Below are 12,836 nucleotides of genomic sequence, written 5' to 3' on the forward strand. Positions count from 1 at the left end.
ACCAGATCACGACCTATAAAACACAAAGAACATATAATGACTATATATTTACATTCAGGGCTACATAAAACAGGCACCACAGCAATACAATGCTACGCCTATAAATATAGAAAGCTATTAAGAAGTAAAGGTATTTTATATCCCATTATTCATCGAAATTTAATTAGCATAGATAAGGGTCACCATCTTTTTGCACACTCATTTTCCGATCACCCTGAGAGCCCGCCTATATCCAGAGGAAAGTTGCTAGCATATGATTGGAAGTCAAAATCGCAGAAAAATAACCTTGATCTATTAATTAGTGCAGAGCCTATTTGTCGACATACTTACAAAACAAAAGATTGCTCCTGGATTGAGGCTCGGCACCATTATTTAAAACAACTCTCCAATACAATACCCCCAGAGCAAACCAAAATCATCTTAACCTTGCGCAGACAAGATAATTTTGCCCAGTCTCTCTACAAAGAACATATTATGAAAGGAGTATCTCCACTAGCGAAACTGTCATTTAAGGAGTTCCTATCAAAGATAGAAGGGAGAACCCTGAACTTTTATAAAAATATAGCAGCATTCAAAAAATTCTTCCCCAATATACAAATACTCATTTACGAGCAGCTATGTAATGGCGACCTACCAGTTAATTTTTTCCGCTCGCTAGGGGTTTCCGGCTTACCAAACTCTAACAAGATCATAAGGGAGAGTCTCTCCAATGAAGAGGCCGTTTTAAAGCAAATATTGAACCAGCAAATACACTCAAAAGCTGAAAATATAAAACTATTAAAATGGATAAAATCTGGCAGTACGCAAAACATAATCAAGCGAACACTACCAAGATCATCACACCTATGGAACTCTGATGAAGATAGAGCTAATTTTTTAGATCGATATTCACAGGAAAACAAAAAAATAAACGATGAATTCCTCAATGGAGGTAAAGAGCTTTTTCCGTCAAACCATACATCTCCCCAAAAAAAGGCTAACATTATCACACTACAGCCATATTTAATTAAAACACTTCAAGCCCTATCTAGTGATATTAAACAGTTACTGGGGGAATACCGCTTTAGAAACATAATCAATGCTATAGAGCACTGATTGCCAAATCTGGTTAGAAGTCCTTTAAAAAGAATCGCCAGCAACAAAGTATGCTACTGGCGCCTAACTATTTAGAGGATCTAAAGTGATAAATCACTTACCGCTGATATATCATTCCAAGAAAAACGCTCAGCACGATATACACTCGTATCATTGACTACCATCTCCCAAACCGTCTCTGCAGTCTGATCGCCGGCGACTTCAACAATATATGCATCTCTATTGTTGCCGGTACTAGCACTGGATGGGCCGCCCGCGCAAAGTAGAATATTCCCTCCGGAAAGTTCATCTACATCCCCTAAAGAATTCGTGTACTTTGGTGCAACGTACTCCCAAGTCTGCACTGCCACCATTTCCTCTGTGTTCAAAGAGAATTTCACTGCGCGGCTATTATAGATCTCACCACTGTATTCGGACTCATTCCTATTATCGTAAATCAGAATATCTCCGTCTGAAGCAAGCATAGCTGCATGCTGAGAAGCCATCCAGGTGCCAGCTTGCAATGAAAATAATTTCTCAAGAAATCCCTCGGAAGTATCCAAATCCCTACCCATAATCCAGTTTACTTCGCCACTATTATGATCAATATTGACCACCCAGCTTTGAGAGCGACTTGACAGTAAAATCGAATTATCCTCAGAAATATAGTGTAATGAGTTAGAGTGAGTCCAATCCAGCGCACCATTGCTCGCTTCTCGACGGGCTAACTCACCGGGGAAACGCTGAGTATCGAGATGATCGAATGCAGACCATTCCCATACAGTATTGCCCTGCCCATCCACTTCAAAAATCGCATCTCCTTTTATCAATTGACCATCAATTGTTTCATAGGCGTTTGTTAATACCAGTAAGTTTCCATTTTCAAGAAGAATTGCATCGTGGTGATAGGCTGGCAGCTCAAATGATTGCAGCGTTTCACCAGCAAAGGAGATAATTCTTGCTTCCTGATCCAACAGCAACATTAAATTGCCATCCTGTAAATTGCGCACTACCGGTGCTCCGGTGAGAGGAGTGTCTCCGTGGAGGTACCAAACAACCTCACCCTCTTCATCGAATCCCCAAAAGGTATTATCCCTGTCACCTGAAGGTGAAAAAATAGTTACACCTCCTTCGCTTTGCTCTGTAAATGTAGTTACCTCAACTGGGGGAGCGCCTTCAGGTAACGAACCAGTCTTGAAAGAAATAGTCGAGCTCTGCACAACGTCTCCACTTTCCAGCATTGCCAGTGCAGTAAAACGGTAAGTGGTATCGGCTCTTAAACCTACTAGGGTCATATCATGCTCTGTGCCCCAATCGGTATAATTTGTTCGCCGACGGTCGGTTACCGCCGAATTGATCCTGATCGCCACTCGCGACTCACTGCTAGTCGATACTTGTGCATTAACCATTAAACTATTTAGTGGATGCATCGAAAGGGTTAATTCTACTTCGTCTTCCAAAATAAGCAGAGTTTCATTCGCTTGCTCTACCTCAACACTCACGCCCGGATTGCTGTAAAGCATTACAATAAATACTAGAAAAAATATGGGTAACGTCGATCTTCCAGTCATAGCCAAATCCTATTTAATAAATATTAAAAGTAATCATCCCTACCCTGGTATTTCATTTTCAGGGGAGCTTCCAATAATCAGCTATCACATAACGCAAAAAGGGTGGATTCGTTTACCTGGCTTTCAAACCAGAAAGGAATATTTTGGGCGATCCCGAAAAGAAAATTTCTTTATTAAATTTTCTAATGCGCAAAGGCCTGCACAACAAATATGAGAAATGGGATAAATGTGGATAACGGTATAGTTGCGACACTTACTAAGATGAAATAAATAACAATAACTTTTGAAACCTATTTCTATTATTCTAGTGTGATTCAAGAACGCTGTTAATTGACTCGTAAGTTACGGTAGATAACTCATAAAACCTTAGCAACTAAGACAAAATTCCTAAAAATCACCAACAACTAGAAGAGCATCCTCTAAGAGAACCTCAGTATATTCCTTTTTGTTGTCACCAGCCCTTAAGACCCACCTTACCATCCCTTGGACTTGTAGTGGTTCATACCGCCGCAGTACCAACCCGCAGCCGAGGCCGAGTATACGGTTATCTGCTTTGGGGAAATCACCAGCTATGGACTTGTCCCTGTAGAAGGGCAGAAATACTTGCCCTTAGACAAACTGTAGCTGGATTCAAAATCCACGGTTGTTTACACGGCCCACTGGTAGTAGAGAGGTGTGTAATGCATAGCCGATCTTCGCTGCAAAATCATCAATCCATTTCCACGAAACAGAAGGGATCTCTACGCAAAAAATCATCATTCGCCGCTGCCGTAGTGATTGTGGGATCTGCAATTCTTGCCCCACTGACCTATGCCGTGGATTATTCCAATTCCCGCTATAACTCGAGATACAGCGCTCAACATGGACATGGAAACTACGGAGCACACTCCAGGTATAGCAGGGACTACCGAGCAAATTCACGGCATAGCAGGAATTACAGATCGCACTCAAGGCACAACCGGGACTACAGAGCACACCCCCGATACAACAGAAATTACAGGGCGCATTCCCGATACAACAGGAATTATCGGGCTCACTCCAGATACGGAACACATTCCAGATACGCGGCGAATCCACGGCATAGCCGCCATATGTGGTTTAAATCCAATATCCAGGGAACACCGCGTATTGTGATCGACCTCAGTGATCAGATGGCATACTTCTATAAGGGTGGGCGCCTGGCCGGTATGTCCCCGGTATCTACCGGCAAAGCCGGACACCGCACACCTACCGGTAACTTCCGTATTTCACAGAAGAAATACAGCCATCGATCAAATCTGTACGGTCACTACATCAGCCCACGGGGCTATGTAATGCGCAGCAATGTGGATGTGCGCCGCCACCGCAAACCTGCGGGTTCTCGATTCCGCGGGGCATCTATGGATTACATGATGCGTATCAATGGCCCCGTTACCATGCATGCCGGCCACGTCCCGGGATATCCCGCCTCTCATGGCTGTATTCGTATCCCCTGGCATATGGCTAAGATTTTTTATGCCCACGCCAAGGTTGGTACCAAGGTGTCCGTGGTGCCTTAAGTTGGAAGTAACAGGTAAATTTTTACCAAGCATAAAAAAGGCGGACTATTTAGTCCGCCTTTTTTAATTAGGAAGCCTCGGCCTCTTTTCTCTTTGTTAAATCCATACGGGTAAAATAATCGTGAGCCGCTCGATTAACATGCCTTGCCAGCAATAAAGTAGACACCATTGTTGGAATCGCCATTACCGCATACATCCCGATGATGATGCTGTTTACCGCACTTAAAGAAGCCACCGCACCCAATATAATCAGCACCATGTAGAGTCCGGTATAAAGACTCTGCCAGCGGCCACCGAAAAGAAAAACATAGCACTTCATACCGTAATACCAGCAGGTAACGATAGTGCTGAAAGCCAGCGGAAGGACCATTAGCAGTAGCAAAATTGGGCCGAACTGCCCAAACACCTGAGAAAATGCCTGTGCAGTCAGGGTGACGCCAGCAATATCCCCTTCCTGCTGCCAAGCGCCAGTCAGTAGTATCACCAGGGCAGTACAAGTGCAGATAACCAGTGTGTCTACAATGGGGCCCAGCATGGCAACCACGCCTTCTCGAACGGGCTCACGGGTTTTAGCTGCACCATGGGCCAAAGACTCTGTACCTATACCCGCCTCATTAGAAAATGCGCCCCGGCTCACCCCTACTGTGATGACCGAACCCAGAGTACCTCCAGCAATAGCTTGACCGCTGAAAGCATCCGAGAAAATTAACGCAAATGCTGCCGGTACCTGCTCCCAGAAGCTGGCAATTACCACAAGGGTCATGCCCAGATAAAACAGCACCATGCCCGGCACTACTCTTGCGGAGAATTTACCGATACGCTGGATACGACCGGCTATAACGTAAGCCGATGCAACAGCAATTAATAAGCCAATAACAAAATCAAAAGTGAGTGAGCCTCCGGGCGCAACCCAACCCAAGGGCTCAGCAAAAGACTCGCGCAGTAGCTGCGTGGTTTGATTGGACTGAAACACCGGCAACATACCGCAGAGTCCCGCCACGGCAAACAGTACCGCGAGCGGCATCCAGCGTCGGCCCAACCCCTCGCGAATAACATACATGGGGCCACCTTGCAGTTCCCCGGAGGTATCACGACCGCGAAACATCACCGCCAGCGTCGCTGTATAAAACTTGGTAGCCACCCCCACCAGGGCGGTTACCCACATCCAGAAAATCGCCCCAGGCCCACCAATCGTAATTGCGATAGCAACCCCGGAAATATTGCCAAGCCCCAGGGTTCCCGACAGCGCTGTGGAAAGCGCTTGGCTATGATTCACTTGACCAGGGTCATTGGGGTCATCATATCGGCCACTTAAAAGCCCAATACTGTGCCCAAGATGACGGTAGGGACGGCCACGAGAATAGATTAATAGCGCGAGGCCGCCACCAACGAGTAGCACTAATAAGGGGGGACCCCAGACAAAACTGGCAAAAGCCTCTAATGCCTGATCAATTGCAGGGAATATCGACATAATTTAATTCATTTCCGGTGAGATCCGCCCAGTCTAGGTACGCTCACACCAGACTGTCAAAATGCCACCATAAAACTCCGTAGCCCCATAAATGCGAAAACTTTGGGAAAACCTGGAATCCCGGCAATAAAAAAGCCCCTAACAGGGGCTTTTCTAACAATCTTTTACAACTTTTTATCAAGCTGTAGTAGTTGCCTTTAATGCGGGCTCGGGTTCAGAACTCTCCCTCACAAGCGCCACCGATATAGCGCCAAGCAACATACACACCCCCGCCAAAACAATGATGTAAATTGCCTGGTTTTCGAAAACTGTTTTCAATATCAAGCCAGCTACCAGGGCGGAAACAATCTGCGGGGCTGCGATAGTGAAATTAAAAATCCCCATATAAACACCAGTCTTATCCGCCGGCAGCGAGTCGGAGAGGATCGCATAGGGCATAGCCAGAATAGCGGCCCAGGCAATGCCCACACCCACCATCGGTAGCAATAATCCCAGGGCGCCACTGGGTACGGAAACTTCTGTAATCAACAGATTCACCTGTGTGGGATCGCCCCCCTGGAAGAACAGGAAGCTGATGTATCCCAAACCGCCCAGTGCCAGCGATAGGGAATAAGTGAGCTTACGCCCCAGCACCTGAGACAAACGGGCCAGGACAATAGAGAAGATCGCTGCGAACAGGGAGTAAGCAGCAAAAATAATTCCTACCCAGTCACCGGCAGCACCCTTAGCGGCAGCGATATGTGCGGGAATTTCTTTGACGCTTTCCAGATAGGCGGGATCAAACCACTTGGCTTCCACTCCCCAAACGTGCTGAGTGATCGCGGGCGTGGTGTAAACCCACATAATAAACAGGGCAAACCAGGAGAAGAATTGCACCAGGGCCAGCTGGCGCATGGTGCGCGGCATTTTAATTAGCAGTTGGAAAAAACCAATCAAGCGCTTTGCCAGTGGAGCTTTTTGCTGTCGCTCCTGCTCCAGTTGCGCGGAGTCGAGACCTTTATAGGCATTGTACTGCTCCGGCGGATACTCCTTGGTGCGCAGCACAGTCCACAACACACTGCCCAGCAGCACTGTGGCGCCGATATAGAAAGCCCATATAACGGAGGGCGCTACCTCTCCCGCACGAGCGGTATTCTCCAGACCAATCACATTAGTCAGAATAAATGGCAACATGGAGCCGAAGATGGCACCAATGTTAATCAGCAAAGACTGTATCGAGTACCCCAGGGTGCGCTGCTCTGATGGCACCATGTCGGACACCAGGGCGCGGAAAGGCTGCATGGTCACGTTAAAGGCCGCGTCCATCAGGGCCAACATAACGCCGCCGAAAATAATTGGGGCCACTATCGCCACCACAATCCCGGCATTGGGCATAAACGCCATCCCCAGGGCTGCGGCGATGGCACCAAAAAGGATAAAGGGGTTGCGGCGACCGAAGCGACTCCAGGTCCGGTCCGAGGCCGAACCCACGATCGGCTGTACGATAAGTCCCATGAGCGGCGCTACTATCCAGAACAGGGATAGAGAATGAAGGTCCGCCCCCAGATCAGACAAGATTCTACTGGCATTGGCATTTTGCAGAGAAAAGCCAAATTGCACCCCGAGAAAACCGAGACTGACATTCCACACTTGCCAAAAGGGCAAGCGCGGTTGCTGGGCTTGCGGCGCAACGGCGCTGCTTGCTGATTGGGTCATAGAGGTCACCGCATCACTAGTTATGCTTATTCTGCCATTCTCACACGCACTCCCGGAGCATCCATCCTCCCCCATAGGGGAGGATGCGGGCCAGATCCTTCGCTTTAGGATAAACTCAGGCCCATGCGTATACGCCGGGCCAACACGAAACTGTGAATCCTAATCAAGCAACTGAAGTCCCGCGCGATGATCCTAAAACTCCCACTCCTGCGCCTGGTGTGTCTCGCAGCTACACTCTGCCTGAGCGCTCAATCCCTGGCCGCTGAACAGCGCAACTACCGCGATCACACCATGAGCGAAGACTCACTAACTGTACAGACGAGTGAGGGCGAGGTCACCCTTACCCCGGTTGGTCCGTCAGCGCTATCGGTGCACTATCGCCGCGAAGGCCTGAAGCAGTTGCCCTCATTTGCGTTGGCCACCAATTCTGCTGGCCGATCCGAGGCGATGCTGGAGCAACAAGGGGACAAGCTCGTTTACCGCACTGGCTCGCTTACTGCAGTCATCCACAAGTCTCCCTTCCGAATCGAGTACTTGCGCGGTAGCGAACAAATCCTGAGTGAAGAGAGTGGTTTCTTTGCCACCGAGACGATGCGCGGATTCCGTTTCGCACTGTCGCCAGAGGAAAAACTGCTGGGTGGCGGAGAGCGGGTTATGGGGATGGACCGTCGCGGTCAACGCCTGCCTCTATATAACCGTGCCCATTACGGATACACCACCGAATCCAACCAGATGTATTTTTCCCTGCCAGCGGTACTGTCCAGCAACAAATACATTCTGCTGTTCGACAACTCTGCCACCGGCACCCTGGATCTGGGCGCAAACGAAGAAGATATCCTGCAATTTGAAGCTGTAGCCGGGCGCACCGCTTACATCGTGGTTGCCGGTGAGACTTATCCACAGTTGCTGGAAAATTATGTATCCACCACCGGCAAACAGCCCCTGCCCCCCCGTTGGGCCCTGGGTAACTTCGCCTCCCGCTTTGGCTATCACAGCGAAGCTGAAGTCCGCGCAACCGTGGATAAGTTTGCCGAAGAAGATTTCCCCCTGGACGCCCTGGTGTTGGACCTCTACTGGTTTGGCCCGGATATAAAAGGTCATATGGGCAATCTTGCCTGGGACAAAGAAGCCTTTCCCGAACCAGAAAAGATGATGGCCGACCTTAAAAAACGCGGCATCAATACCATCCTGGTGACCGAGCCTTTTGTCCTCTCCACCTCCGAGCGCTGGCAGGAAGCCGTGGCGAATAATGCCCTGGCCAAAAACCTGGCCGGAGAGCCTAAGCGTTTTAATTTCTATTTCGGCAATACCGGCCTGATCGATGTCTTCGCTAAAGATGGCCGCGACTGGTTCTGGAATATTTACGATGGGTTATTGGAACAGGGCGTAGCCGGCTGGTGGGGCGACCTGGGTGAACCGGAAGTTCACCCCTCCGATACCGTTCACGCAATCGGTATGGCCGATGAAATCCACAACGCCTTCGGCCACGCCTGGGCGCAATTACTGCACGAACGCCAAACGGCAAAGCACCCTGAGCGCCGCCCCTTTATTATGATGCGCGCCGGTTTTGCCGGCTCCCAGCGCTACGGCATGATCCCCTGGACCGGCGACGTCGCTCGGGAATGGGGTGGCTTACAGCCCCAGGTGGAATTGGCTCTGAGTATGGGCTTGCTGGGCTTTGGCTACACCCATTCAGACCTGGGAGGCTTTGCCGGCGGCGAGAAATTTGACCGCGAACTCTACATCCGCTGGTTACAGTACGGCGTATTCCAACCGGTTTATCGCCCGCACGCCCAGGAGCATATTGCCTCTGAACCGGTTTTCCACGATCGCCGCACCCGCGATATCCTGCGCGAATATGTAAAACTGCGCTATCGCCTGCTGCCCTACAACTACACCCTCGCCTTCGAAAACAGCCAGACCGGCATGCCGCTGATGCGCCCGCTGTTTTTCGAAAACGAAAGTGACCTATCTCTCCTGGACTACAAGGATGCCTACCTTTGGGGGCAGGACTTCCTCGTTGCCCCGGTCGTGGAAGAAGATGTGGATGAGGTCGCGGTAAAACTGCCCGGCGGCACCTGGTTCGATTACTGGACTGATGAACAATATTCTGGCGATCAGGCCCTGGTAGAGGTGAACCTGAAAACGATTCCTGTACTGGTGCGGGCCGGCGCCATTATTCCCACCATTGACGATATTCACAGCAGCCGCGATTACTCCAGTAAAAACCTGATCCTGGACTACTACGCGCACCCATCAGCAGCAAAGTCCGAGCGCTATGTTTATGAAGATGATGGCGCTACCGCGCAGGCTTTTGAAAAAGGCAAATACGAGAAGCTGCATTTCTCAGCTGAAAACAAACAGCAGGGTTTAACCTTCGCCTTTAAGCGTGAAGGAGACGGTTATACCGGTATGCCGGAATCCCGCAAGGTCAATTTAAAGATCCACAACTGGCAACAAGTGCCTGCGCAGCTCGATGTTACCGGCGAATCCCTGCCTATTTTCGACAGTGAAAAAGACTTTGCTCAGGCACCCCGTGGGGCCTGGTACAACAGGCGCAAGCAGCAACTGCTGGTTAAATTTGACTGGCACAAAAAACCGCTGGATTTAGTGCTCAAAAATCAATAATTCAGCAAACCGCTGTTCACTGACAAAAAAATTTAAAGTCATCAGGAAACAATGAAGAAGTTACATTCCCTGTTTATTGCCAAACTCCTTTCGGCTTCCCTACTGGGCGCTGCTCTATTCGGCACTGCCGGCTGCAGCCAGGAGAGCAGCCCGGAAGAAATACAGCCCGCTGAAAAAGTTGCGGAGAAAAAAGCCGTTATCTACCAAGTGCTACCGCGCTTATTTGGCAACACTAACAGTACCAACAAACCCTGGGGCACACTCGAAGAGAATGGTGTAGGTAAGTTCTCCGACTTTACCCCAAAAGCACTGAATGGAATCCACGCGCTGGGCGCCACCCATATCTGGTACACCGGCGCCCTGCACCACGCGCTCGTTGGCGACTATACGGAATACGGTATCAGTAACGATGATCCAGATGTGGTCAAAGGCCGCGCCGGCTCTCCCTATGCCATCAAGGATTACTACAGCGTAAACCCGGACCTGGCCAATAACCCAGCAGAGCGATTACAGGAATTCCGCGCACTGGTGGAACGCAGCCACGCGGCCGGCCTGAAAGTAATTATCGATATAGTGCCTAACCATGTAGCCCGCGCCTATCATTCTCTCGATAAACCCCAAGGCGTGCAGGATTTTGGAGCTGGCGACAACACCCAGGTCACCTACGCCCGCAACAACAATTTCTACTATGTGGTGGGCGAAGACTTCCGCGTGCCCGTTGCAGAAGACAGTTATCAGCCACTCAATGGCGAAGCCAATGATCTTGTCGATGGGCAGTTTGTAGAGAGTCCAGCTAAATGGACCGGTAATGGCGCGCGCAGTGCACAACCTGCCATGCACGACTGGTATGAAACCGTCAAAATTAATTTTGGCGTTCGCCCCGATAACAGCAAGAACTTTTCTGAGCTACCCCAGGAGTATGCCGAGCGCGACTACCGGGCCCACGCCCAGTTTTGGGCAGACAAGAAAGTCCCGGATACCTGGAAAAAATTCCGCGATATCGCCCACTACTGGCTGGACTTTGGCGTGGACGGATTCCGCTATGATATGGCCGGTATGGTACCGGTAGAATTCTGGAGCTACCTGAATTCCTCCATCAAAATGCGCAACCCCAACACACTGTTACTTGCCGAAATCTATACTCCAGAGCGCTATCGGGATTATCTGCATCTGGGCAAAATGGATTATCTCTACGATAAAGTCGGTACTTACGACGCTATTCGTGCGGTCATGGAGAACAAGGGCAGCGCAGATAAAATCGCAGAGGTACAGGCAAGCCTGGTAGATATTTCCTCTCATATGTTGCGCTTTATGGAGAACCACGACGAGCAGCGTATTGCCAGCCCACAATTTTCTGGCAACCCAGAGGCAGGCAAACCTGCAATGCTGGTGTCTGCCACGCTCTCTCCAGCCCCTACCTTGGTTTACTTTGGCCAGGAGTTAGGAGAACCCGCCAACAAAGATACCGGCTTCGGCAAAGCCAGCCGCACCACCATTTTCGACTACTGGTCAGTACCCAGTGTGCGCCGCTGGAACAATGAGGGCACTTTTAACACTGCACTGTTGACAAAAGAAGAAAAAGAGCTGCGCATCTTCTACCAGCGCCTGCTTAATTTCTCCAAACAGAGCCCGGCCTTACTTGGCGATTACCTGGACTTGCACAGCTACAACCGCAAGCAAAACTCTGGCTATGGGGAAAAACAATTTTCCTTTGCCCGCTGGAGCGAACATGAAAAATTGTTGGTAATCGCCAACTTCGATAACAGGGCAGTGGAGTTTGATTTTCAGTTGCCTACAGCACTTCTAGAGGCCTGGAAACTACAACCGGGCAGCTACCTGGCTGAAAGCCAGATATCCAATAAGGTGGCAAACCTTATCTTGGAAAAAGACCAAGCCTCCACAAAGATCCAGTTGGCCCCCTACGAAAGCCATATCTTTGCAATATCCACTGCCCCCCAGAAATAGCCACTCAGCCCTGGAGGGGACTACTCCCCTCCAGGAACGCTTAAGCATAGCAATTTATACCCACCCTACCCCCTTTCTCACAACATAATCCCGACAATCCCTAACCATACTCATCAGGTAACTCGCTTGACATAAACACTACTCCATGTATATTGCTCACAATTATATTGTGCACAATTTAAATAAAAGCCGAAATTGATATGCAAGGGGACATTATGAACCGACAACCTAGCCGCTATTTTTCACCACTAAACCTAATTTTGGCTGCACTTTTAGCATCAGTAGCACTTCCTACAATGGCTGAAACTAACAAGGCTGAACAGAGCGAAGCACCTATCCAGGTAACAGACGAGACTTTTAACTGCATCCGAGATATGACCAAGGTGCGGGGGTTTTATGTGGATAATTTACTGGGAGATCTGGATGGGACTCTAGAGGTCGCAAACTCCAGCACTGGAGGTGTTTATCCTCCTGGATCAGTGGTCCAGTTGGTACCCGGGGAAGTGATGATCAAACACCAAAAAGGCTTTAACCCCGCCACTAAAGATTGGGAGTTTTTTGAACTGGATGTTTCTGAGGAAGGCAGCAAAATCCGTAAGCGAGGTTTTGTTGATGTAGTTAACCGTTTTGGAGGTAACTGCTTTGCCTGTCATGTCCAGGCCAAACCGCAGTGGGATTTAATTTGCGAGACCGGACACGGCTGTGAACCCATACCATTAACAAAAGAAATACTGGCCTTGCTGCAAAAAACCGATCCTCGTTGTGAATCGAACCCAAAGTTAAATCAAGAAGAGAATGCAAAATTGCAGGCGCTACAACAAGCTCTGCTGGCTAAAGAAAAAGAAAATAAATAACTAAAGAAGCCTGCAGACCAACTTCCTGGCCTGCAGGCTC

At 49.2% G+C, this 12,836-nt stretch carries 9 protein-coding genes; 6 read left to right on the top strand and 3 right to left on the bottom strand.

The window, feature by feature from the left end; genetic code table 11:
• Nucleotides 1-36: 36 nt before the first annotated feature.
• On the top strand, nt 37-1,095 hold the full coding sequence (locus tag ACG1BZ_RS20830) for a hypothetical protein (protein ID WP_413663493.1): 1,059 nt from the start codon (nt 37-39) through the stop codon (nt 1,093-1,095).
• A gap of 80 nt (nt 1,096-1,175) precedes the next feature.
• On the opposite strand, the gene ACG1BZ_RS20835 is transcribed toward ACG1BZ_RS20830, so the two are convergent.
• Complete coding sequence (locus ACG1BZ_RS20835) at nt 1,176-2,645, bottom strand: aryl-sulfate sulfotransferase (RefSeq protein WP_413663494.1); 1,470 nt, start codon at nt 2,643-2,645, stop codon at nt 1,176-1,178.
• A gap of 861 nt (nt 2,646-3,506) precedes the next feature.
• Here ACG1BZ_RS20835 and ACG1BZ_RS20840 point away from each other — a divergent pair.
• A complete protein-coding gene (locus ACG1BZ_RS20840) occupies nt 3,507-3,779 on the top strand; it encodes a hypothetical protein (RefSeq protein WP_413663495.1) in 273 nt (90 codons plus the stop codon).
• Complete coding sequence (locus ACG1BZ_RS20845; protein ID WP_413663496.1) at nt 3,737-4,183, top strand: L,D-transpeptidase family protein; 447 nt, start codon at nt 3,737-3,739, stop codon at nt 4,181-4,183. Before ACG1BZ_RS20840 ends, ACG1BZ_RS20845 begins: the two co-directional genes overlap by 43 nt.
• Nucleotides 4,184-4,250: 67 nt before the next feature.
• Here ACG1BZ_RS20845 and ACG1BZ_RS20850 read toward each other — a convergent pair whose 3' ends face one another.
• Nucleotides 4,251-5,654 carry an alanine/glycine:cation symporter family protein gene (locus ACG1BZ_RS20850; protein ID WP_413663497.1) on the bottom strand — a complete coding sequence of 468 codons (1,404 nt, stop codon included), beginning with the start codon at nt 5,652-5,654 and terminating at the stop codon, nt 4,251-4,253.
• A 177-nt stretch (nt 5,655-5,831) separates the two neighbouring features.
• Nucleotides 5,832-7,349: an MFS transporter gene (locus tag ACG1BZ_RS20855; RefSeq protein ID WP_413663498.1), complete on the bottom strand. Its 1,518-nt coding sequence runs from the start codon at nt 7,347-7,349 to the stop codon at nt 5,832-5,834.
• A gap of 186 nt (nt 7,350-7,535) precedes the next feature.
• On the opposite strand from ACG1BZ_RS20855, the gene ACG1BZ_RS20860 reads away from it, so the two are divergent.
• The 3 genes from ACG1BZ_RS20860 (at nt 7,536) to ACG1BZ_RS20870 (ending at nt 12,796) form a co-directional block, all read left to right on the top strand.
• Nucleotides 7,536-9,977: a TIM-barrel domain-containing protein gene (locus tag ACG1BZ_RS20860; protein ID WP_413663499.1), complete on the top strand. Its 2,442-nt coding sequence runs from the start codon at nt 7,536-7,538 to the stop codon at nt 9,975-9,977.
• A 51-nt stretch (nt 9,978-10,028) separates the two neighbouring features.
• The gene (locus ACG1BZ_RS20865) at nt 10,029-11,942 is read left to right on the top strand and encodes an alpha-amylase family glycosyl hydrolase (protein ID WP_413663500.1); all 1,914 of its coding nucleotides are present in this window, start codon (nt 10,029-10,031) and stop codon (nt 11,940-11,942) included.
• A 215-nt stretch (nt 11,943-12,157) separates the two neighbouring features.
• Nucleotides 12,158-12,796, top strand: a complete 639-nt coding sequence (locus ACG1BZ_RS20870; protein WP_413663501.1) for a hypothetical protein — start codon at nt 12,158-12,160, stop codon at nt 12,794-12,796.
• Nucleotides 12,797-12,836 lie beyond the last annotated feature (40 nt).

This window comes from Microbulbifer sp. CNSA002, assembly GCF_047324085.1.
GTDB lineage: Bacteria > Pseudomonadota > Gammaproteobacteria > Pseudomonadales > Cellvibrionaceae > Microbulbifer.

Bases quoted from the DNA above. Each gene is read 5' to 3' on its own strand.
- ACG1BZ_RS20840 (WP_413663495.1), top strand. From the start codon at position 3,507: ATGGACATGGAAACTACGGAGCACACTCCAGGTATAGCAGGGACTACC.
- ACG1BZ_RS20835 (WP_413663494.1), bottom strand. From the start codon at position 2,645: ATGACTGGAAGATCGACGTTACCCATATTTTTTCTAGTATTTATTGTA.
- ACG1BZ_RS20845 (WP_413663496.1), top strand. From the start codon at position 3,737: ATGTGGTTTAAATCCAATATCCAGGGAACACCGCGTATTGTGATCGAC.
- ACG1BZ_RS20860 (WP_413663499.1), top strand. From the start codon at position 7,536: ATGATCCTAAAACTCCCACTCCTGCGCCTGGTGTGTCTCGCAGCTACA.
- ACG1BZ_RS20865 (WP_413663500.1), top strand. From the start codon at position 10,029: ATGAAGAAGTTACATTCCCTGTTTATTGCCAAACTCCTTTCGGCTTCC.
- ACG1BZ_RS20855 (WP_413663498.1), bottom strand. From the start codon at position 7,349: ATGACCCAATCAGCAAGCAGCGCCGTTGCGCCGCAAGCCCAGCAACCG.
- ACG1BZ_RS20870 (WP_413663501.1), top strand. From the start codon at position 12,158: ATGAACCGACAACCTAGCCGCTATTTTTCACCACTAAACCTAATTTTG.
- ACG1BZ_RS20830 (WP_413663493.1), top strand. From the start codon at position 37: ATGACTATATATTTACATTCAGGGCTACATAAAACAGGCACCACAGCA.
- ACG1BZ_RS20850 (WP_413663497.1), bottom strand. From the start codon at position 5,654: ATGTCGATATTCCCTGCAATTGATCAGGCATTAGAGGCTTTTGCCAGT.